This is a genomic window from Streptomyces lavendulae subsp. lavendulae (genome assembly GCF_002803845.1).
Taxonomy (GTDB): domain Bacteria; phylum Actinomycetota; class Actinomycetes; order Streptomycetales; family Streptomycetaceae; genus Streptomyces; species Streptomyces lavendulae.
Genome location: NZ_CP024985.1, coordinates 8,285,090 through 8,307,213, shown reverse-complemented (window position 1 = coordinate 8,307,213; position 22,124 = coordinate 8,285,090). Strand labels below are relative to the sequence as shown.

The 22,124-nt window shown below is 73.0% G+C and carries 18 protein-coding genes; 12 read left to right on the top strand and 6 right to left on the bottom strand.

What is annotated here, in order from left to right:
• The first annotated feature begins 115 nt into the window (after positions 1–115).
• The 6 genes from SLAV_RS37440 to SLAV_RS37420 all read left to right on the top strand — a co-directional run bounded on the left by SLAV_RS37440 (position 116) and on the right by SLAV_RS37420 (position 7,136).
• Positions 116–553, top strand: a complete 438-nt coding sequence (locus SLAV_RS37440) for a hypothetical protein (RefSeq protein WP_030227653.1) — start codon at positions 116–118, stop codon at positions 551–553.
• Positions 554–1,094: 541 nt separating this feature from the next.
• Entirely contained in the window at positions 1,095–2,372 is a 1,278-nt protein-coding gene (locus tag SLAV_RS37435) for an MFS transporter (protein ID WP_030227655.1), read from the top strand.
• The gene (locus tag SLAV_RS37430; protein ID WP_234333489.1) at positions 2,369–3,787 is read left to right on the top strand and encodes a S9 family peptidase; all 1,419 of its coding nucleotides are present in this window, start codon (positions 2,369–2,371) and stop codon (positions 3,785–3,787) included. Before SLAV_RS37435 ends, SLAV_RS37430 begins: the two co-directional genes overlap by 4 nt.
• Positions 3,700–4,233, top strand: a complete 534-nt coding sequence (locus SLAV_RS42840; protein WP_244225273.1) for an alpha/beta hydrolase family protein — start codon at positions 3,700–3,702, stop codon at positions 4,231–4,233. The genes SLAV_RS37430 and SLAV_RS42840 overlap by 88 nt, the downstream gene beginning before the upstream one ends.
• A gap of 248 nt (positions 4,234–4,481) precedes the next feature.
• On the top strand, positions 4,482–6,383 hold the full coding sequence (locus tag SLAV_RS37425; RefSeq protein WP_030227657.1) for a RiPP maturation radical SAM C-methyltransferase: 1,902 nt from the start codon (positions 4,482–4,484) through the stop codon (positions 6,381–6,383).
• Between the two features lie 93 nt (positions 6,384–6,476).
• Positions 6,477–7,136 (top strand): DUF5825 family protein, encoded by a 660-nt coding sequence (locus SLAV_RS37420; protein WP_030227660.1) that lies wholly within the window; start codon positions 6,477–6,479, stop codon positions 7,134–7,136.
• A 62-nt stretch (positions 7,137–7,198) separates the two neighbouring features.
• Here SLAV_RS37420 and SLAV_RS37415 read toward each other — a convergent pair whose 3' ends face one another.
• A complete protein-coding gene (locus SLAV_RS37415) occupies positions 7,199–8,425 on the bottom strand; it encodes a saccharopine dehydrogenase family protein (protein WP_030227662.1) in 1,227 nt (408 codons plus the stop codon).
• 113 nt (positions 8,426–8,538) lie between these two features.
• On the opposite strand from SLAV_RS37415, the gene SLAV_RS37410 reads away from it, so the two are divergent.
• The 4 genes from SLAV_RS37410 to SLAV_RS37390 all read left to right on the top strand — a co-directional run bounded on the left by SLAV_RS37410 (position 8,539) and on the right by SLAV_RS37390 (position 14,868).
• Positions 8,539–9,249: a TetR/AcrR family transcriptional regulator gene (locus SLAV_RS37410; RefSeq protein WP_030227665.1), complete on the top strand. Its 711-nt coding sequence runs from the start codon at positions 8,539–8,541 to the stop codon at positions 9,247–9,249.
• A gap of 169 nt (positions 9,250–9,418) precedes the next feature.
• Positions 9,419–11,011, top strand: a complete 1,593-nt coding sequence (locus SLAV_RS37405) for an APC family permease (protein ID WP_030227667.1) — start codon at positions 9,419–9,421, stop codon at positions 11,009–11,011.
• A gap of 981 nt (positions 11,012–11,992) precedes the next feature.
• Positions 11,993–13,054: an ATP-binding protein gene (locus SLAV_RS37395; RefSeq protein ID WP_030227671.1), complete on the top strand. Its 1,062-nt coding sequence runs from the start codon at positions 11,993–11,995 to the stop codon at positions 13,052–13,054.
• Positions 13,051–14,868, top strand: a complete 1,818-nt coding sequence (locus SLAV_RS37390; RefSeq protein WP_030227673.1) for a vWA domain-containing protein — start codon at positions 13,051–13,053, stop codon at positions 14,866–14,868. Before SLAV_RS37395 ends, SLAV_RS37390 begins: the two co-directional genes overlap by 4 nt.
• An 82-nt stretch (positions 14,869–14,950) precedes the next feature.
• Here the strand turns inward: SLAV_RS37390 and SLAV_RS37385 are convergent, their stop codons facing one another.
• A complete protein-coding gene (locus SLAV_RS37385) occupies positions 14,951–15,472 on the bottom strand; it encodes a hypothetical protein (RefSeq protein ID WP_078950198.1) in 522 nt (173 codons plus the stop codon).
• Between the two features lie 468 nt (positions 15,473–15,940).
• Between SLAV_RS37385 and SLAV_RS37380 the strand changes: the two genes are divergently transcribed.
• Both SLAV_RS37380 and SLAV_RS37375 read left to right on the top strand, forming a co-directional pair.
• Positions 15,941–17,170, top strand: coding sequence for an FAD-dependent monooxygenase (locus tag SLAV_RS37380; protein WP_030227678.1), 1,230 nt, complete (start codon positions 15,941–15,943; stop codon positions 17,168–17,170).
• Positions 17,171–17,526: 356 nt separating this feature from the next.
• The gene (locus SLAV_RS37375; RefSeq protein WP_030227680.1) at positions 17,527–18,087 is read left to right on the top strand and encodes a GNAT family N-acetyltransferase; all 561 of its coding nucleotides are present in this window, start codon (positions 17,527–17,529) and stop codon (positions 18,085–18,087) included.
• On the opposite strand, the gene SLAV_RS37370 is transcribed toward SLAV_RS37375, so the two are convergent.
• From SLAV_RS37370 to SLAV_RS37355, 4 genes are read right to left on the bottom strand one after another with little or no spacing between them, the layout of a single operon-like run.
• A complete protein-coding gene (locus SLAV_RS37370) occupies positions 18,063–18,809 on the bottom strand; it encodes a nucleoside 2-deoxyribosyltransferase domain-containing protein (protein WP_037686686.1) in 747 nt (248 codons plus the stop codon). The genes SLAV_RS37375 and SLAV_RS37370 overlap by 25 nt on opposite strands.
• Positions 18,799–19,641 carry an alpha/beta fold hydrolase gene (locus tag SLAV_RS37365; RefSeq protein ID WP_234333490.1) on the bottom strand — a complete coding sequence of 281 codons (843 nt, stop codon included), beginning with the start codon at positions 19,639–19,641 and terminating at the stop codon, positions 18,799–18,801. The genes SLAV_RS37370 and SLAV_RS37365 overlap by 11 nt, the downstream gene beginning before the upstream one ends.
• Entirely contained in the window at positions 19,638–20,597 is a 960-nt protein-coding gene (locus SLAV_RS37360) for a macrolide 2'-phosphotransferase (RefSeq protein ID WP_063760261.1), read from the bottom strand. The genes SLAV_RS37365 and SLAV_RS37360 overlap by 4 nt, the downstream gene beginning before the upstream one ends.
• Positions 20,594–22,111, bottom strand: a complete 1,518-nt coding sequence (locus tag SLAV_RS37355) for an AMP-binding protein (protein WP_030227688.1) — start codon at positions 22,109–22,111, stop codon at positions 20,594–20,596. The genes SLAV_RS37360 and SLAV_RS37355 overlap by 4 nt, the downstream gene beginning before the upstream one ends.
• Positions 22,112–22,124: the final 13 nt, after the last annotated feature.

Sequence of the window (22,124 nt, the reverse complement as noted above, 5' to 3'; positions counted from 1 at the left end):
GCCGTGGTCGCGGAGACAGCAGTCCTACGAGTGATTGCTCGGGTACTGCCGCCCGTATCGCATCTCGACCCCCTCATTATCGTCGCCATGACGATAAGAATGTTAGGGTCGGCACATGAAGCAAACGCGAGATGAGAACGCCGACGCCGCCCACCCCCTCGACACCGCAATGGATGAGGAACTCGCCCGAAGGGCAGCTGAGTTGGTGACCGCGTGGGTGTCGACGAGCACACCCCTGACGGAGAGCCAGGGATGGACGATCATCGGGCTTCAGCACATGGGCTCCGCGCAAGGAGAGATGTACGCGTGGGGGAAGCTCGGCACCTGGGAGCAGCAGCTGACTGCGGTCCTGGCCGCCGACGACGGAAGCGAGGAGAGCGGCCACCGCGTCAGAGAGGCGAAGCGGGCGGCCACCTCGGACATGCGCGACATGCTGCTCGCCGGAATACCCTCGGGGGAACGGACCAATCGGATCTGGCGCAACGGGCTGGGCCCCGACCCGCGCGAGGAACTGCGTCGCTTCGTCGAAAAGCACGCGGCGCAGGAAGCCTGAAGTGACAGGGCTGTCCGCCGGCAGGACCTGCTCCCGGGTGAGACCCTCAAGTACCGGCTCCTGGTCCTCGTCGACCCCCGGCACACTGCGAGACCGGAGCCGGTACGTCGGCGGCCGGGCGCGGAGTAGACACGACGCCCCGGAGACGAGGACGGCCCCTTCATCGCCGTCGCCCTCATCCAACCCGACACCCCACACACGCCGTACGACTCACGCCGCCACCGGCCTCGAACTGCGGTGCAGGGGACGTCAAGCTGCCGTCGGCGGATGCCTTCACAGTCGCCCCCGCTTCGGGGAACGGCGACGAGCGCGACCGGTGCGCGACCGCGTCCCTCCGTCCATGCGCCGACAGGGGGACGCGGCGCTCTCCGGGAGCAGTGGAAAATGCCGTTTCTTGATCGAGAATTACATTCGAACGCAGGTGTTGTGACGACCCTCTCCGTTCGCTACGATCGCAACCCTCAACGGCCGTAAGTCCGCTTATTTCAGGGGGCATTGTGGGTGCGTCGGCTTCGGCAAGACCCCCCGAACGGAATTTTTGATGGACGAGGCCGATGAGGAATTACAGCACTCCGGCCCTTTATTATCCAAGAACGCGTCCTCCTCACCGTCCCCGTTCCGTGCACGCGATTTCACGCTCTTCTGGGCGGCGGGCGCCGTCGACGGTCTCGGCACCTGCGCGTCCTCCCTCTTCCTGCCGCTGATCCTGCTGGGCGCCGGATACCCGGCCGGGCTCGCCGGACTCGTCGCCTCCGTGGCGCTGGTCAGCGGTCTCGTCGTCTCGCCGGTCGCCGGCGTCCACGCCGACCGCCGGTCCCGCAAACCGATGATGTACGTGGCCGCCCTGACAGCGGCGGGCGCCATGGGATCGGTGTTCGTGGCCGTGGCCCTCGGCCACGTCGTCCTCGTCCACGTACTCGCCGCCGCCGTGGTCGAGCAGGCGGCCGCCGCCGTCTACGGGGCGGCGGCCTCCGGGACGATCCGGCGGCTGGTGCCGCCCGAGGGGTACCCCCGGGCGATCGGGTACCTCCAGGCGCGCGACCAGGCCGTGCAGATCGTCGGGCCGACCCTGGGCGGTGTGCTGTTCCAGCTGGCGCGGTGGGTCCCGCTGCTCGCCGACGCGGTGTCCTTCCTGCTGGTGGCGGCGTTGACCAAGGCGATCCGCACGGACCTGACGCCCGCCCCGCCCGGCCGGACCGATCCGTCCCCGTCCTTCGTCCGGGACCTCGCGGAGGGGCTGCGCTTCGTGTGCGCCGAATCGTTCCTGCGCTTCGTGGTCGTGTGGACCGCCGGGATCAACGCCCTGCTCGGCGCGCTCTACTTCAACGCGGTGTTCGCCTCCCACGCCCGGGGGGCCAGCCCTTCCTCGATCGGGCTCGTCCTCACCCTGGCGGGCGTCGGCGGGCTGCTGGGCGCCCTCGCCGCGCCCTGGCTCGTACGGCGGCTCCGGGCGGCGCGGATCGTGACGGGCGCCTCCTGGGCCATGGTGCCGACGGCGGCCGGGCTCGCGTTCACGTCCCGGACCTGGGCCTACGGGCTGCTGCTCGGTGGGGTCTCGCTGATCGTGCCGTCCGTGGTGGTGGTGCTCCAGACCCGGGCGATGCTGGTCACCCCCGACCGGCTGCTGGCCCGGATGGGCACGGTACTGGGCACCGCCGGCCAGGCCGTCGCGGTACTCGCGCCCGTGACGGCGGGCGTCCTGGTGGCGGCGTACGGAGGACGCACGGTGGCCCTGAGCTGCGCGGGCGCGTTCGCCGCACTGGCGCTGTACGCGACCGCCAGGGCCGGTCTCGTGACGGGGACGGGGGAGGCCGGGTGAGGCCGGCCCCGCAGAGGGCGGCCACCCGCACCTACGGCGTCTACCGGCCGGTGCTGCCCGTTACCAGCCCCCGCCACCCGGACCGCATGGTGTACACCGGGGACGCCGACGGCCGGTGCGAGATCTTCACGTGGGACCGCGCCACCGGCACCGGACGGCAGTTGACGGACCGTCCGCACGGCACGCTGCTGTGCGCCATCGACGAGGACGAGGCCGTCTGGTGGTTCGACGAGGACCGCGGCGGCAGCGGCGGCTGGCGCACCCAGGACTTCGACGGCGGCCCCGACCGTCCGGCGCTCGCCGGCGTCCCCCGCGGGCGGCCCGCCGGGCTGGCGCTGACGGCGGGGGGCACGGTGGCCGTGGGCATCCGCGGCTCCGGGGGACTCGGGGTCCACATCGGGCGGCGCGGCGGTACCGCGACGGCCGTCCTGCGCACCACGGAATCCGGCACGCTGTGCGACCTGGCGCCGGACGGCGGGCTGCTGGCGGTGTCCGGCCCCGCCCACTCCGCCCGCGCCGTGACACTGCTGCGCCCGGACGGGACGACCGTCGCGGTGCTCTCCGGCACCCGGGAACGCACCTGGGCCCTCGGCTTCGCACCCGCACCCGCGCCGGCGCTCGCGCCCGCCACCCTGACCGCCGCCACGCCCGCGCCGTCATCGGGTTCGGCGTCCGACCACACCCTGCTGCTGGTGATGCGGGAGCGGGCCGGCCGCTACCACCTCGGCACGTGGACCCCCGGGCGCGGAGTGGAGCTGCTGCCCTGGTGCTCGTTCGACACCGAGACGACCGCCCGCTGGTACCCGGGCCCGGGCGCTGCGCGCGTGCTGCTCCGCCAGGACCGGCACGGCCGCAGCCGGCTGTTCACCGCCGACCTGGATCGCCGGGAACTGACCCCGGTCCCCACTCCCGAGGGCAGCGTCCTGGACGCGTCACCGGCTGCCGACGGCGACGTGCACTTCATCTGGACGGACGCGGTGAACGTGCCGCGCGCGATGTCGCTGTCGGGTGCGGCTCTGCCAGGGCAAAGCCGGTGGCAGCTCCCCCGCTTCGGCAGCCGTCAGGACCTGTGGACGCCCGGTCCCGACGGCCCCGTGCACACCTTCGTCACCACGCCCGCCGACCGGCCCGCCCCGCACCCGCTGGTCTTCCTCGTCCACGGCGGCCCGGCCGATCACGACCGTGACGCCTACGACCCCATGGTCCAGGCCCTCGTCGGCTCGGGCTACGCCGTGGCCCGCGTGAACTACCGGGGCTCGACCGGCTACGGGCCGCGCTGGCGCTCCGCCTATTCCGAGGGCGTCGGCCACACCAGGTCGCCGACCTGGTGCGGGCCCGCGCCGAGCTGGTGGAGCGGGGCATCGGCCGCGCGGACGCCGTGGGCCTGTGCGGCACCTCGTGGGGCGGTTACCTGACGCTCCTGGCCTTGGGGACCCGGCCGGACCTGTGGCACGCCGGGGTCGCCGTCAAACCGCTCGCCGACTGCGCCACGGCCTTCCGGCACTCCACACCCGCACTCCAGGCGCTGGACACGGAGCTGTTCGGCGGCACTCCGGACGAGGTGCCGGAAGCCTACGCGCACGCCTCGCCGTCCTCGTACGCGGCCGCCATCCGCGCCCCGCTGCTGCTCGTCGCCGCCCGCCGCGACGAGAAGTGCCCGCCGGAGCAGGTGGAGGCGTACCTGGACGTGCTGCGTGCGGGCGGTGTGGCGCACGAGCTGATGTGGCTGGACTCGGGCCACGACGGCTACGACGGCGCCGACCACCTGGCCGTGATCCGGCAGTCCCTCAGATTTCTCGGTCGCGGGCTGCCTGTGGCGCCCGTGCGGGCCGAGCCGTCCCCGCACCCGGAGGGGAGGTGAACAGCATGCAGAAGGACATCATCCACGGAGACCCGCTGGAGGGCGCCGAGGAGAGCCGCAAGCCCGGCGTCGGTGTCGTCATCTACTTCCGCTCCTCGGAGGAGATGGAGGAAGAGGAGAAGTAGCACCGCGGGGCCGGCCACGCGCGGTGCGTGGCCGGCCCCACCCGGTGCCCGGGCCGACGACCGGCTCGGGCACCGGACCCGACGACCGAACCCGTGCCCTGATCACATGAGAAGAGGCCAGCCGTGCGCGTACTCCTGGTGAACATGCCCTGGGCCCCGATCGACCTCCCGTCGCTGGCTCTCGGAATTCTCAAGCGCAGTGTCGACGAGCGTGTTCCGAACGGAAGCGCGGACGTCCTCCACGCCAATCTCGAATACGTGGACTGGATCACCAGGAACACGGAATTCACCCTGGAGGACTATTCCTACTACGCACTCGGATCCTATTTCCTCGGCTGCGGCGACTGGGTGTTCTCCTCCGCCCTTTACGACGACCCCGAGTGGCGTGTTCCCGAGTTCACCGAGGCGATGAGCGGCCGGGTCCGCGGGGCACGTATGGACATGACACGGGCACTGCACTCCTCCGCGCCCGACTTCGTGCGGTACATCGCCGAGCGCATCGTCGAACTCGACCCGGACGTCGTCGGTTTCACCTCGACGTTCCAGCAGAACACGGCGGCCCTGGCGGCCGCCAAGTACGTCAAGCGCCTCGCCCCGCACATCGCGACGGCCATGGGTGGCGCCAACTGCGACGGCAAGCAGGGCGAGGCGGTCCACCGCAACTTCCCCTTCGTCGACTACGTCCTGCGCGGTGAGGGGGAGGTGTCCTTCCCCGCGCTGCTCGCCGCACTGGACGCCGGAGAGGCGCTGTCGGAGGTTCCCGGGCTGTGCTGGCGCGGTGACGACGGCACGTCCGTCGTGAACGCGATGAGCACGAACCCGCTGCCGCCCGCCGCCATCCTGCCGCCGGACTACGCCGGGTACTTCGAGCGGCTCGCCTCCTCCCACGCGCGCAACTGGGTCGAGCCCAAGCTGGTGGTCGAGGGGGCGCGGGGCTGCTGGTGGGGCGAGAAGCACCACTGCACCTTCTGCGGGCTGAACGGCTCGTTCATGCAGTTCCGCAGCAAGAGTCCGGACGTGTTCTACGACGAGGTCGTGGAGCTGGCACGCAGGCACCGGGTCCTGGACATGTACGTCGTCGACAACATCCTGGACATGGGGTACGTCAACAGTGTGCTGCCGCGCATCATCGACAGCGGGTTCGACCTGCGCATGCACATCGAGATCAAGTCCAACATGCGGCGGAAGCAGCTCCAGACCCTCGCCGACGCGGGCCTGATCTTCGTCCAGCCGGGCATCGAGAGCCTCAACAGCCGGGTGCTGACGCTGATGGACAAGGGTGTCACCGGCGGCCAGAACGTCCGGATGCTCCGCGACGCCGCCACCGTGGGCCTCTCGGTGGCCTGGAACTACCTGCACGGCTTCCCCGGTGAGGACGCCGAGGACTATGACGACGTGGTGGCCCAGCTCGCCGCGCTGGAGCACCTCAACCCGCCCGTGGGCCAATCGTCCCGGATCGCGATCGAGCGGTTCAGCCCCTACTTCAACAACCCCGCGCTCGGGTTCTCCGAACTGCGTCCCGCCGAGCCGTACCGGCTCACCTACGACCTCCCCGAGGCCGAGATGTTCGACCTGGCGTACGTCTTCGACGTGCCGCCGCGCGGGATCGGCGAGGAGGTCGTCGCCCGGCTGGACGAGGGAATCGCCCAGTGGAAGCGCAACTACGCCGGCAGCCGGCTCACCCACTGCGACCTGGAGGACCGGATCGTGCTGGTGAGCAGGCGGCGGGCCTTCGACTGGACGCACCTGGAACTGACCGTCCCGTTCGAGCTGTCCCTGTTCCGGCTGCTCGACCAGCCGCACACGGTCAAGGCGGCCACCCGCAAACTGCACGAGGAGCACGGGATGGGCGAGGACGCCCTCCGCGAGGTGCTGGAGCGGTGGCGGGCGCTCGGGGTGGTCTTCGAGGACAGCGGGCAGTTCGTGCAGATCGCGCCGCCCGCGCTCAACGAGGAGTTCCTGCGGATCGACTTCATGCGGCACACCTCGGCCCGCGACGCCGAACTCACGGCGACGACCGCCTGACGACCGACCGCCTGGCGACCGTCCGACGACCGCCCGACGACCGTCGTACGACCGCCTGAAGACGCCGACAGGGCACGACGACAGAGGACGACGATGACTGCAGCACTCACCGGCACCCCGCCCTTCACCGTGACGGCCGCGCGGGACTACGACCCCGAGGTGGGCGCGCTCCCCGGGATGTCCCTGGGGCGCTACGAGATCGACCTCCCCGGCGGCGAGGCCGCCCGGCGGCTCTTCGCCGCCGGGGCCCGGCACGTCACGCTGCCCCGCCCGGTCGACGTGACCGACACCGCCGACGCGGCCTGGACCGTCCGGGCGCTGAGCTTCGTCGGCGACCTGACCAGCCTGGCCATCGCCGTCGACTGGCAGCTCCACACGGGCCCGGACCCCGACGCCTGGCGCCACTACGGCCACCTCCACCCGCCGACCGCCGTCCTGGGCACCCCCGACCCGGCCGCGACGGCGCTGGAGTGGCGCAACACGTACTACATCTGCAAGTGCGTCTTCCGGCACGGCCCCGGGTTCATCCAGGTACGGGACCGGCGCTACGGGGAACTGCGACGCTTCACCATCGACGAACCGGAGTACCACGCGGCCATCGAGGCGCTCACGGACGGCGCCCGCGCCGACGCGGTGCCGGGGCCGGTGCTGGACGACCTGATGGGCGAGACCCTCGTCCTGCGTTTCGGGGACCACGTGTGGTGGGCCCCGTACCGCGTCCGCCGCTGGTCGGAGGCACCGATGGTGATCTGACGGGCCCGTCGCCGCTCCCCCACCGGCCGCTGTCCGACCCGGCCCGCGGCGGGGGGCTCCGGTCAGCCCTGTTCGCGGATGCCCCACGGGGAGCCGTACGCGGTCAGCAGGTCCAGGAACGGGCGCGGCGCAAGGGCCTCCGGGCCGAGTACGCCCGCCTCCGCCCAGACCCCGCCGGCGATGAGTTCGAGCGCCACGACCGGGTTGACCGCGGTCTGCCAGACCACGGCCTGTGAACCGTACTCGCGCATCGACCACTGGTTGTCCACCACGTGGTACAGGTACACCTCGCGCGGCCGGCCGTCCTTGGTGCCCTTCACCCAGGTCCCCGCGCAGGTCTTGCCGGACATCCGCTCGCCCAGCGTGGCCGGGTCGGGCAGGCACGCCGCCACCACGTCGCGCGGGGAGACCCGAACCGGGGTGCCGTCCGCGCCGCGCACCGTGACGGGCTCGGTCGAGTCCAGGCCCAGTGCGTGCAGGGTCTTCAGCTTGCCGATGAAGTCCTCGCCCAGGCCGTACTTGAAGGTGACCCGTCGGGCGTCCACCCAGCGCGGGACCAGCAGCACCTCCTCGTGCTCGACGTTGACGCACTCGACCGGGCCGATGCCCTCCGGGAAGTCGAACACCTCCGGCTCGCTGAACGGCTCGGTGGTGAACCATCCGCGGTCCCGCTCGTAGACCACCGGCGGGTTCAGGCACTCCTCGATCGTCGTCCAGATGTTGAAGGACGGGGCGAACTCGTATCCCTCGACGGTCAGGTTCGCCCCGTCGCGGATGCCGATCTCCTCGACCTCGTCGAAGAGCTCGTCGGCCGCGTAGCGGGCGAAGACGTCCGACAGGCCGGGTTCCACGCCCATGCCGACCAGGGCCAGCCGCCCCGCCTTCTCCCAGGCCCCGGCCCGCTCGAACTGCTCGTCGCCGAGCTTGACCCCGCACTGCGCGTAGGGGTTGCCGGGGTGCGGCCGGGACAGGGACATGGCCATGTCCACGTAGTGGCTGTCCGCCGCGAGCGCCGCCTCGAACAGCGGCATCACGAACCGCGGATCCGTGGCGTTCAGCAGTACGTCGCACCGCTCCTCGGTGAGGAGCGCGGCCACCGCCGCCTGGTCCGAGGCGTCGACGCGGCGCGCGTGGAACCGGCCGCCGGCCTCGCCGAGCGCGGCCACGGCCGCCTCGGCGCGGGCCAGGTCGTAGTCGGCGACCACGAAGAGGTCGAAGAAGTCCCGGCGGGCCGCGATCCGGGTGATCGCGGTACCGACGCCACCGGCGCCCACTAGCAGAACACGCATGACGAAACCCTCTCTTGGTGAGGTCCGCGGAGATCCGCGCCTCGTGGGAGGGATGAAAGCCGGGGCCGCAAGATAAGGTCAATGGTGTTGGCATAAGGAGGAGGAGGCGTCCGATGGCGAAGCCGGTGGTCCCCGAGGATGCCCGCAGGCGGCGGCGCCCCACCCGGCGGGGCGTCGTCCTGTCCGAGCGGCTGATCGTCGAGACCGCCCTGCGCATGCTGCGCGAACACGGCAGCGCGGGCCTGTCCGCCCGTCGGCTCGGCGCCGCCCTCGGCGCGGACCCCAGCACCCTCTACCGGTACTTCGACGGCATGGACGCCCTCACCCTCGCCATCGGCGAGGAGCTCATCGGCCGGGCCCTCGACGGATGGGCGGTCACCGGCCAGTGGCGTCACGACCTGCGCGAACTCGGGCTGCGCATCCATGGCGCCTACCTCTCGCATCCGCAGGCGGCCGTACTGACCGCCGGCCGCGTGACCGGCCGGCCCCGCGAGATCGCCGCGGACGAGGCCGTCCTCGGCATCCTGCGCACCGCGGGCTTCCCCGACCCGGAGGCGGTCCTGATCTACCACGCCTTCATCGACCAGAGCCTGGCCTTCGCCGCCCTCGACGCCGGCGCCCTCGCCCTGTCCGAGCCTTCCCGGACCTCCGACGAGGGGCAGTGGGAGTCCACCTACGCCCGGTTGCCGGCCGACGAGTACCCGCACATCAGTGCCACGAGGCGACTGCTGGCCGCCCGCATGAACCACAGCGCCTACCCGGTCGCCCTGGACATGCTGCTCGCGAGCGCGGAGTCACGGCTCCAGGCCCTGCGGGCCGGCTGACCGGCCGCCCGGGACCGCGCGGGTCCCTTACGCCAACACCATTGACCCCTTCCCGCCCGCGCGGGTTTCCTCTTCGCAGTTCACGCCCTGTTCACACCGCGCCCGCCACGGCGCGGCCCGCACACCGCACACCGCACACCGCACACCGCACCCAGTACAGCGAGGGACGATGGCCGCAGACACCCCGCCGGAAACCACTCCCCGAGCCGCCACGGCCACCGCCGTGCCCGCGGGGCGGGGCGGTACGACCGTCACAGCCGCCCCACCCGGCACGGCGGTCCCGAGTGGGAACGGCACACCGACGGCACAGGCCCCGGCCGGCACCCTCACACCGGACGCGATCGGCTTCCTCGACGCCCTCGCCATCGGCCTCAACGCCACCTCGCCCGCCTACTCGCTGGCCGCCGTCATCGGACCCCTCGTCGCCCTCGTCGGCGTACACGCCCCCGGAGTGATTCTCGCGTCCTTCGTCCCCATGCTGCTGATCGCCTCCGCCTTCCACTTCCTCAACCGGGCCGATCCCGACTGCGGTACGACCTTCTCCTGGGTCACCCGCGCCCTCGGCCCCACCACCGGATGGCTGGGCGGCTGGGCCATCGCGATGACCGGAGTGCTCGTCGTCGGCTCGCTCGCCGACGTCGCCGTCGGCTTCGGTCTGCTCGCCGTCGGGGCCGACGGCCTGGCCGACAACAGCCTGGTCCGCGAGGCCCTCACCGTCCTGCTGATCCTCCTCATGTCCTGGCTCTGCGTGCGCGGCACCGAGGCGTCGGCCCGCTTCCAGAACGTGCTCGTGCTGCTCCAGGTCCTCTGCCTCATCGTGTTCGCGGCCGTCGCCGTGTACCGCGTCCACGCCGGCACGGGATCCCTGGACGCCGTCCGTCCGGCAGTCGACTGGCTGGACCCCTTCGGGGCCGGCGGCTCCGCGCTCACCGGCGGCCTGCTGCTCGGCGTCTTCGCGTACTGGGGCTGGGAATCCGCCGTCAACCTGACCGAGGAGACCAAGGACCCCGCCAACGCCCCCGGCCGGGCCGGCATCTGGTCGACGGTGGTCCTGCTGGCGACCTACCTGGCCGTGGCCTTCGCGGTCGTCGCCTACGCCGGCACCGCCTACCTCGCCGGACGGGCCGACTCGGAGGAGGACGTCTTCGCCGCGCTCGCCCGTGAGGTGCTCGGCGGCTGGGACTGGATCCTGCTCCTCGCCGTCGCCACCTCCGCCCTCGCCTCGACGCAGACGACCATCATCCCGGCCTCCCGCACCGCGCTGTCCATGGCCCGCCGCCGGGCGCTGCCCGCCGCCTTCGCCAACATAGACCCCCGCCGGGGCACACCGGGCACCAGCACGTGGTGGGTCACCGGCACGGCGATCGTCTGGTACGTCGTCATCCACCGGATCAGCGAGAACGCCCTCGCGGACTCCCTCACCGCCCTGTCGTTGCTCATCGCCTTCTACTACGCCCTCACCGGCATCGCCTGCGCCGTCTGGTACCGGCGCCGGCTGATGCGGGGGCCGGGCCCCTTCCTGCTGCTGGGCGCGGGCCCGCTGCTCGGCTCGGCCATGCTGATCTGGCTGCTGGCGGAGGCCGTCGCCGACATGGCCGATCCGGCTCACGCCTCCAGTTCGACCGCCTGGTTCGGGCTGGGCGCCCCGCTGGTCATCGCGCTCTTCCTGGCCGGCGCCGGAGTGGTGCTGATGCTGCTGCGCCGCGCCGCGTCCGGAGCCTTCTGGCGCGAGCGCCCCGGCGTGGCTCCCGAGGCGCCGTAGCCCCCGTGCGCGGCAGTCCTCGCCGTCGAAGGCCGGAGGCCGCCCGGCGCCCACTCCTCGGCGTTTGCGGTGCCTGCCTGATCGGCAGGTCCGGGGATCGCGCAGCGGATTCCCCGCCGACGCGGATGGGCACGGCTCGCAGGCCAGGTGATCTTCGTGGTACAGCCGCCGCGGGACCGGCCCGGACCGTTGCCGCAAGGCGGTTCCTTCTGGGCTTGGCCGTCGCGCCGGGCACCGGCCCCGTGCCGCCAGGACGTTGTCTGCGCCGGACCTGACGAAGAGGCCAGGCGGCGACGACTGCTTCAAGGGTGCGGAGAGCAGGGGCGTCCCGGTGTTGCAACGACGTGGTGCAACACCGGGACAGGGGGAGTGGGCGCCATTCGCCGCGCTTGCCGTTCAACCGCCGGCCTGTGCGGTCATCGTGACGCGACGCTCGTTCGCGGCTTCGGCGCGTCGAAGCGGAGCTTGTCCTCCACCAGGCCCCCGGGGCGCGCCCCTTCCACGGTGTCGGCAAGGCCCGCCACGACGACCACACCCTCGCCGTCTACGAGAAGATCGGCTTCGCCGAAGCCCCGCAGGACACCTTCGCCTTCGGCCTCGAATCCCTCCTCGGCGGGCTGGCGGACCGCTCGGAGAAGACGCAGTGCTGGTCCCGAAGGACACTCCGGACGAGGCCCGCGGCCCGAACCGGAAGCGAGGGCACCCGCGTCAGAGCAACGCCGCGCCCCCGCCGCGAGCCGGTGCCGGTGCCGGACGGCCCTGCGGCTGACGTTCGCACGGGTGCCATCACCCTGCGGCGCGACACCGAACCCCTCTCCCCGGACTCCACCGCGGCCACAGCCCGTCGCAACCCCGGCTCGCGGACGCGAAGTAGACCACGGGCGACCTCAACGGTGAGGGAAAACCGGATGCCAGACGGTGTGCGGTGTGACCACACTGGCCGCACCACACACCGCCCCACCCCGAAGGACACTCCCGCCCGTGCAGGCTGCCGTCACCGTCACCCCCGCCCAGATCCCCGAACTGCTGCTCGGCCTCGCCACCGTGCGGCCCGTTTTCCTCTGGGGGGCGCCCGGCATCGGGAAGTCCTCGCTCGTGCGGAAGTTCGCCGACTCCCTGGGCCTGGAGTGCGTCAGCCTCCTCGGTACGCAGCTCGCCCCCGAGGACCTGATCGGCGTACCCCAGATCCGCGACGGCCGCTCGGTCTTCTGCCCGCCCGAGGCCATCGCCCGCGACGAGCCGTACTGCCTCTTCCTCGACGAGCTCAACGCCGCGAGCCCGGACGTCCAGAAGGCCTTCTACTCGCTGATCCTCGACCGCCGGATCGGTTCCTACGAACTGCCCGCCGGCTCCATCGTCATCGGCGCGGGCAACCGCTCCACGGACAACGCGCTGGCCCGGCCCATCGCCTCCGCCCTGGTCAACCGCCTCACCCACGTCCACCTCCAGGCGTCCGCACAGGACTGGCTGGTGTGGGCCGGCGAGCACGGCATCCACCCGTGGGTCACCGACTACCTCACCGACCGCCCCGACCACCTCTGGTCGCAGCCGCCCAAGACCGAGGAGCCCTTCTCCACCCCGCGCTCCTGGCACATGCTCTCCGACGCCCTGCACTCCTTCGGCGCGGGACTGGACGAGCAGACCCTCAAGGTGGTCGCCCACGGCACCCTCACCCCCGCGCACGCCGTGTCCTTCTGCGGCTACGCCAAGATCGTCCGTCACACCTTCGGCATCGAGGCCATCCTGAAGGGCGACGCCTCCTGGCCCGCCCGGCTCCAGGACCGCGACCTGCTCTACTACCTCGCGGAAGCGTTCCGGGGCCGTCTGCTCAAGGACCTCCCGGCGCAGAAGGAGCACGTCTCCCCCGCCCTGCGGCAGCACACGTACCGCTTCAAGTCGCTCCTCGTCCAACTCGCCGAGATCTCCGTCGAGGTCGCCCAGACCGTCATCGCCGACGACGCCGACGGCCTGCCCGTACTGCCCGGATGGTTCCTGATCGAGGCCGCCCGCGACATGCCCCGCCTGGTCGAGGCCCGCCGGTGAGCCGCAGCGGCAAGGCCCGGGCCAAGGCCGCCGCCAAGCCCGACCCGGCCACCCAGGCCTTCGCCGAGGGCCTGGCCCTGGTCAAGCAGAACCCGGCCCTCGGCGCCCTCAACGGCAAGATCTGCCGCGAGGACGGCTGCCCGCAGTCCCCCGACGGAGGCCTGGCCGCCGTCACCTCCAACGGCGTCGTCCACGTCCACCCCACCCGGCGGGCCGAACCCCGCGAGTGGGCCTGGGCCATCGCCCACGCCCTGCTCCACCTCGGGTTCGGCCACGTCCCGGCCGCCAAGGACGAGGACCGCACCCAGCCGGACGCCTTCGACCTCGCCGCCCGCTGCGCGGTCGTCAACCGCTTCCTGCTGACCTTCCCCGTCGGCCGCGCCCCCGACCACCTGCCCGCCGAGTACCCCGGCGGCGACGAGGACGAGCTCGCCGCCCGCTGGCGCCGCGACGGCATCCCGCCCGCCTACGAGCACTGCGGCACCGCCGGACGCGGCCCCGACCAGGTCCTGACCACCTGGGCGACCTGGGGCACCGCCGTCCCCGACTGGCAGACCGCCTTCGCCGCCGCCCTGACCCGCAGCGTCTCCGCCGCCATGGACGTGGCCGGCGGCCGCCGTGACCGGACCACCGGCGCACGCGTCGCCCAGCGCCCCTGGGACCGGGCCCTGAACTGGTTCGTGTCCTCGTACCCGCTGCTCGGCGGGCTCGCCGCCGGTCTGACCGTCGTCGCCGACGCCGAACTGGCCCGCGCCCAGGACATCTCGATCGCCGCCGTCAGCGCCACCGCCGGCGAGATCTACGTCAACCCGCTGCGCACCTTCGAGGACGACGAATGGCGGTTCATCCTGGCCCACGAGATGCTGCACGCCGCCCTGCGCCACGGTGAGCGCCGGGGCGGCCGCGACCCGTACCTGCACAACGTCGCCGCGGACTACGTCGTCAACGACTGGCTGGTGGAGATGCGGATCGGCTGCATGCCCGAGGGGCTGCTGCACGACCCGGCGCTGCGCGGGCTCTCCGTCGAGGAGGTGTACGACCGGATCGCCTCCGACCTGCGCCGGATGCGGCGCCTGGCCACCCTGCGCGGCCAGGGCGCCGGGGACATCCTGGGCGAGCCCCTCGCACACGGTGCCGGGCGTCCGTACGCGGATCTCGACGAGTTCTACCGTCGCGGCCTCGTCCAGGGCTTCGACCTGCACGTCCGCGGCGGGCGCGGCCTGCTGCCCGCCGGGCTCGTCCAGGAGATCCGGGCCCTGGCCCACCCGCCGGTGCCCTGGGACGCCCGGCTCGCCCGCTGGTTCGACGAGTACGTACCGAGGCCGGAGGCCGTACGGTCCTACGCCCGCCCGGCGCGCCGCCAGGCTTCGACCCCGGACATCCCTCGCGCGGGCCGGTACTTCCCGCCCGAGGAGACGGCCCGCTGCACCTTCGGCGTGGTGCTCGACACCTCCGGTTCGATGAACGCCGCCCTGCTCGGCAAGGCGCTGGGCGCGATCGCCTCGTACGCCGAGGCCCGCGACGTACCGGCGGCGCGGGTCGTCTTCTGCGACGCGGCACCGTACGACGCGGGCTACGTCCCGCCGTCCGAGATCGCGGGCCGGGTCCGGGTCCGCGGCCGGGGCGGCACGGTGCTCCAGCCGGGCATCGACCTGCTCCAGCGCGCCGAGGACTTCCCGCCCGGGGCGCCGCTCCTGGTGATCACCGATGGCTGGTGCGACACCCTGCGCATCCGCCGCGAACACGCCTACCTGATCCCCCAGGGCGCCTGCCTCCCCTTCACCCCGAGGGGCCCGGTCTTCCGCCTGACCTGACCGGCGCGCTCGGCTGTGCGTCGCCCTCGGTCAGTGGTCGTTGGGGCTCAGCAGAGTGGCGCGCCTGCGCTCAGACGACGGTTCAGCTGTTCCAGGTCTCGGTGTAGGAGTCCGCGACCGTGACCTTCGCCCAGGAGTTGGAGACGTGGCAGTTTCGGAACTGATGAGTGACGTAGACCTGGTATTCCCGCTTCTTGATACCGATCTTGTAGGTGACCCGCTTACGGGCGGGGACCACGACCGTCGTGGTCTTCCCCTTCGAGATGGACACACTGGCCTCGACGCTCACCCCGAGCTTGGAGCTGATCTCCGCCGCGGCCAGATCGAGCTTGCCCCCGATCTCACCCTCGACGCTGCCCTTCAGGCTGGCACTGCTCCCCGCGGTGATGCTCTGGCGCACGGCGGCATCGCTGCGGCGGTTGTCAATGACCCCCGACGCGACCACCTTGTGCCACTGGGACGAGATCTCCGTGTACTTGCGCTTGTAGACGTCGTCACAGTCCTCGCCCGCTGATGCGGGCGTCGCCGAGATTCCGAGCAGGCCGCCGGCGAACACCGCGGACGCGGCGGTGGCCGTGACGAACTTACGCACAGAAGTGGCCATGCTGTTGTTTCCCTTCTTGAGGCTCCACCCTGGTCAGTGGCGGAGCTCCCAGAACCTCTGCCGGCCCGTTCGGCCGGTACGCATACAAGAGGCGGGCAGGGCCCGAAAGGATTCACCTCCAGCCGAGAGACCCGCGACGGCTTCAAGCAGACGCCGACCCGGACACGGCCGGGCCAACGAGGACGCTCCTCCCTGCCTCGTGGCTCCGCGATGGGGCTGCCGGCGTGCGGGGCCGACATGACTTCCCCTGGCCTTCTTCCTCTTCGCCAAGACCGGGTGCCCGCAGTAGTCACACGGACGCAAGCCTTCGTGAGTCGACTACTCAACAGGATGCCGGGCACCGCGGCCCCCGCGCAGATCGCGGCGGATCACCTTGGACGAGTTCCAGTCGCGCGACCGGATCGGTGCCGGGCAACTCCATTAGTCTGGCGCTGAGATCGGCTGCTCCCCTCCGTCGAAGGGTCCCTCATGCGTACGCCCACCGCCCTGATCTCCGGAGCGAGTATCGCCGGGCCTGCCCTGGCGTACTGGCTCAATGCCCGCGGCTGGCGGACCACCGTCGTCGAGCGGTTCGACGCCCTGCGTGACGACGGCCAGAACATCGACGTGCGGGGCGCGGGCCGCGAGGTCGCCCGTCGGATGGGAATCGAGGACGCCATCCGCGCCGCCTCGACCGGCGAGACGGGTACCGAGTTCGTCGATGCCTCAGGTGCCGCCATCGCCCGCTTCGCGGCCGGGACGACCGACTCCGGCGGCGCCACGGCCGAGCTGGAGATCCTGCGCGGGCAGTTGTCGCGCATCCTCGTCGACCGCACCGCCAAGGACACCGAGTACGTGTTCGGCGATCGGATCACCGCACTCGACGAACCGGGGACCGGGACAGGGAACGAGGACGGCGTCACGGTCAGCTTCGCCCACGGACCGGCCAGGACCTTCGACGTGGTCGCCGTCGCCGAGGGACTGCGCTCGCGCACCCGATCACTGGTCTTCCCCGGCGCCCGGGCCGTGCGCGAACTCGGCTTCTACATCGCCTACCTGACGATCCCCCGCACGCCCGCCGACACCGACCTCTGGCGCTGGCACAGCGCCGGCCGGGGCCGCAGCGTCACGCTGCGCCCGGACAACCTGGGCACGATCCGGGCCACCCTCGCCTTCATGTCCGACGTCCGGGGCCTGGACGAACTCGACCGCGACGGCATCGTCACGGTCCTGCGACGCACTTTCGCCGACGTGGGCTGGGCGGCGCCCCGCGTGCTCGCCGCCCTCGACGACGCCCCTCTCTACTTCGACGCCATCGGCCAGGCCCGCATGCCCTCCTGGAGCAGCGGACGCACCGTCCTCCTCGGAGACGCCGCCTACTGCTCGTCCCCCATCAGTGGAATGAGCACCAGCCTCGCGCTCACCGGCGCCTACGTGCTCGCGGGCGAGCTCGCCGCGCACCCGCACCACCGTACGGCCTTCGCCCGGTACGAGGCGGTCATGCGTCCTTACGTGGACCGGGCCCAGAAGCTGCCGCCGGGCACTCCCCGCATCGCCAACCCCCGTACCCGCGGCGGGGTCGTGATGATGAACACCGTCCTCAGGGTCGCCGCCGGCCCGGTCGCCGCACGCGTGGGCGGCCTGGCATCGAGGCTGTTCACGCCCGCTGCCGAAGCCATCGACCTCCCCGACTACCCCTTGCCGCGGACCGCTCCCTGACGCACCCTCCGGCGGGGCGGGCGCGGGGTGCCTGGCCACCGATACGGCGGCCGCCACGCCCCGACCACCGGGCTCCGTCCTCCGCCGGAGGCGGCCCCAGACCTGGGCCGCGGCACCCGTGCAGACCGTCTGACGCACCTCGCGATCGAATCCGGACATCGTGCGGCTCCCCCGGGTCTTCGGGGCGGCTCTCCCCGGCCCGGCCCTCGCCCGGGGGCCGCGCCGCCAAGGTGCTCACGCAGGTCGGTGGAGCGGAGACCGGGAGCACTCGTCGCGGGCCCGAGGGGGTCGGCACACGGTCCCGGGCCAGGCTGAAACCCGCCCTCATGCGGGCAGGCCGGGCATAGCCTCGGGGTATGACCACGACCCATGACACGACGTACGCGTTCCGCGTCGCCCGTCCCGAGGACGTCGAGGCCATCGCGGCCATCGACGGTTCCTTCACCACCGGCACCGTCTTCCAAGTCGCCGTCGCACCGGACGGATTCACCCTGCGCGAGGTCGCGGTGGACCCGCCACTCGTCAAGGTGTTCCCCGAGGACGACGGCAGCCACGACGCGGAGGGCGAGGACGGCGACCGGCGCACGTACGTGGCCGTGGGGGCCGGCGGCGCGGTCGCCGGTTTCACCGCCGTCTCCTACACCCCGTGGAACGGGCGGCTGACCATCGAGGACATCGAGGTCGCCCCCGGCCACCGGGGCCGGGGCATCGGCCGGGGTCTGATGGAGCGGGCCGCGGACTTCGCCCGGGAGCGGGGCGCCGGGCACCTCTGGCTGGAGGTGACCAACGTCAACGCCCCGGCCATCCACGCCTACCTGCGCCTGGGCTTCACCTTCTGCGGTCTGGACACCGCCCTCTACCTGGGCACCGAGTCCGAGGGCGAGCAGGCGCTCTACATGAGCATGCCCTGCCCCTGAGCGGACAGCAGCCGGACCGGGGCGGGCGCGCGGGAGCCGTCGCCCGGGCCGACCGTGACGGTCAGCAGCCACGCGGCCTCCCCGGCCGGACCGGCCGCCGGCGCGTACCACTCCACGCGCGCGTCCAGCATCCGGTCCCCGGCCCGGCGGTGGTCGGCGTACCACCTGCGGAACGGCTCGGTGCGCCATACCGTCAGGGGCACCGCCCGCTCGGCGCCGGTGCGTGCGCGGCCCGCGCCGATCGCGCGCAGGGCGGCGGCCGCCGCACCCGCCAGCGTCCGCTCCACCGGTACCCCCAGTGCCCCGGCGAAGTGGAGCAGGTACTCCATGCGTTCGGCCTCCGGCGGCGTACCGAGCACGGCGCGCCCGGAGTCGCACCACGCTCCCCACTTGATGTTGGACACCAGGCCGGGCAGTCGGGCCATGTCGCGGGGTATCCAGAACAGGACGACGTCGCAGCGGCGCATGGCCTCCTCCTCCCACGCGATCTGGTCCGCGTACGCCGGGTAGGCGCCGCCGGGTGCCGGTTCGGGGACGAACACCACCAGCCGTCCGGCGCCCGACCACGCGGAGCGCAGCGCCGCGACGGCGTCCGCCCGCCAGGACGGTTCGGCGGGGTCGGTGGGGGTGGGGCCGCTCAGGTAGACGGCCGCCGTCCAGGACTGCGGCGGCTCCTGGCCGACGTGGACGACGTGGACGGTGTGGACGGTGTCAAGGGGCATGGTTCGCTCCGGGTTCGGTCGGGGCCACGGTGGCGAGGAAGTCCAGCAGGACGGAGTTGAAGGCCTCGGGCCGTTCCAGGAACCCGAGGTGGCCGGTGTCCGGCAGCTGCGCGTACCGGGCGCCGGGGATGGCGGCGGCGACCTCCCGTCCCAGGGGGGCGGGGACCAGTACGTCGTCGGCGAATCCCACCACCAGCACCGGGACGCGGATGCGGTCGTAATCGGCCAGCCGGTCGGGCACCGGCGGCGCGGGCAGGTGGGCGGCCGTGGCGCCGGCCCGCGCGGCGATTTCGAACAAGTCGAGCCAATCCGCGACCGCGGCCTCGTCGGCCAGCGTCCTGGGGGAAAGGTTCTGGACCAGGCGGACGAAGGCCTCGTACTCCGGCGGCCGGGGGCCCGCCGCGACGGACGCGGCTTCGGCGCGCGCCAGTGCCTCCCCCACCGCGTCGGGCCGGCCGCGGGTCGCCGCGAGGAGCGCGCCGCTCACCAGGTGGGGATCGGTCAGGAGCAGTTCCTGGACGGCGAACGCGCCGAGGGAGTGGCCCACCAGGGCGCACGGCCCCGGCGCAGCGGCGGTCACCAGCAGCTCCCGCAGGACGGAGGCGGTCTCCCCCGGTCCCGCGGGAGCCGCCGGCCCGTGGTCGAAGGTGAGCACGCGGCGGCCGGCCCGGGTCAGCGCGGGCACCTGGTGGTGCTCCCAGACGGCTCCGGTGCCGCCCGCACCCGCGACGAGCACCACCGGCGGACCGTCCGTGCCGTGCAGCGTGTACGCGGTCCCGCCGGGTGTGCGCCCCGTGGTCCGGATGGCGCGGGGCGCCCCCGGGGCCGTCACGGTGCCATCCTGCGCAGGGCCGTCTCCACCCAGGCCGGGCGGCCGGTGTCGAGGCCTCGCAGCGCCACGTGCACCCACAGGAAGGAGGCGCGTGCCAGGATGTGCGCCCGCATCCCGTCGCCCACCTCGCCACCCGCCGCCCGGTAGGCGTCGAGGAGGCGGTCGAGCACGGCGCTGCCGCCGGCGTAGAGCATGTCGACGAAGTCGGCCGCGGGATCGCCGACATCGGCGTTGGCCCAGTCCAGCAGGCCGGACAGGGCCGGCGGGCCGGATGCCGGACGCACCACGAGGGTGTGCCCGGGGTGGACGTCGCCGTGGACCAGGGTGAGCCGGGCGGGCCAGCCGCGGTCGTCGTCCAGCCAGGCCTGCCAGCGGCGCAGTCCGGCGGCGGGGAGCGGGAGTTCGTCGTGGGCGCGGGCGAGCCGGTCCGCGATCAGGGTGCGTACGGTGCCGGGGTCGGTGCGGGCCCGGTCCGCCAGGGCGCCGGGAGAGTCCAGGGGGGTGGTGTGCACCGCGACCAGGGCCCGGGCCAGCGGCTCCAGGTAGTGGCCGGGGTGCGCCAGCGGGTCCGTGGACCAGCGGTAGACCAGGGTGCCGGGGTCCTCGGTCCCGGCGGCCTCACCGGGCAGGCGGGGATAGGCGACCAGGTCCGGGGTGTGCAGGCGCCAGTGGGGCACGGGTACGGGCATCCGGTCGCGTACGGCGGCCAGCACCGCGCCCTCGAAGGCCAGTTGCCCGGCGGCTTCGGGGCGGCGGGGCTGCCGCAGGATCCACCAGGTGCCGTCGGCCGCCCGCACGTGCGTGACCCGGAAGTCCCAGCCGCTGTCGTCGGCGCGGGCGGACGCCGGGTCGAGGGCGACGCCCAGGCGCCGGGAGGCGTGGGCGACGGCGTCCGCATCGGTCCTGGCGGGCGCGTCGGTCTCCGGACCGGACGCGGCGTCACGTACGGCGCTCATCGGCCGGCCCCGGTGGCAGCCAGGTACCGGTCCCTGGTGGCGTCGCGGTCCACCTTTCCGGTGTGGGTACGCTCCAGCACCGCGACCGGCACCAGCAGGCTGGGCACCAGGTGCGGGGCGGCCGTGGCGTCCAGCCGGGTTCGGACGCCGGCCGCCACCGCGCCGGGGTCGTGGTCCGGCAGCGGCACGAAGAAGGCCGCCAGGGTGCTGTGCCGCGCCCGTTCCACCCGTGCGGCCGCCACCTCCAGCACGCCCTCGCAGTCCCCGACGAGGGCCTCCACGTCGACGAGGTCCACCCGGTGGCCGCGGATCTTGACCTGGTGGTCGGAGCGGCCGCGGAACACCAGGACGCCGCCGGGTGCCTCCTCGACCAGGTCCCCGGTGCGGTACCAGCGGGTTCCGCCGTCCTCGGAGAACCTGGCCGCCGTCGCCCGCGGGTCGCCGTGGTAGCCGAGGGCCAGCCCGGGTCCGGAGAGGTACAGCTCGCCCGAGGTGTCGACGCGCTGGCCGACGTGTGCCAGGGGCGGGCCGATGGGCAGGTCCCCGCCGGTCCGGGGCAGTTCGGGGGCTCCCGGACCGGCGAGCCGCACGGCGTGGGTGACCAGGGCCGTCTCGGTGGACCCGTAGGTGTTGAGCAGGCTCACCCCGTCGCTGTCGAGCCGCCGCCAGCGGGCCAGCATGTCGGCGCGCACCGCCTCCCCTCCGATGACGACCGTGCGCAGGGACGGCGGCAGGCCGGCGCCCTGGTGTTCCAGGTCGCCGGCCCAGCCGTGCCAGAAACCGGTGGGCAGTACCGCGACGGTGACCTCCTGGTCCTCTGCGACCTGGGTGAAGCGTTCGCGGGCCGCGTCGTCGATGACGAGCGTCCCGCCGCCCGTCAGGGTGGGGAGGATCTCCTCCAGGCTCGTGTCGCCGCCGGCGCCGTGGAAGTGCAGCACGGTGGCGTGCGGGTCGATGCCGTAGAGGGTGCGCAGCGGCGGGACCACGGCGGCCAGGGCCCGGTGCGGGACCACGACCCCCTTGGGTCGCCCGGTGGAGCCCGAGGTGAACAGCACGTACGCCGGATCGTCCGGCCGTACGCCGGAGTCGGGGAGCGCGGGGGCCGTGGCGGGCGGGGTGGGCCGCCAGCGGGGGCGGATCACCCGTGCGGTCTGCGGCTGCCAGCCGGTGTCCGCGGTGGCCACGGCCTCGTGGACCGCGAGCCCCGTCAGGATCGACCGGAGCCGGGCGGCGGGGTGGGCCGCCTCCAGGGGGACGTAGGCGCGGCCGGCCGCGAGGACGCCGAGGAGGGCCGCCACGTCACGGGCCGAGTGGTGCACGACGATGCCGACCGGCGGCTGCGGCCCGTCCGTGCGCGGCGCGAGGGCGCCGGCCACCTCCGACGCCCAGGCGGCGAGGGTTCCGTAGCCGACGACGAGCCCGTTGTCGACCACGGCCGGGCGGGCCGGATCCGTGCGCGCCGTCTCGAAGAACGGTTCCAGGAAATGAATTCCGGCGATTTCGGAGGCCTGCATTGTGGGTTTCCTC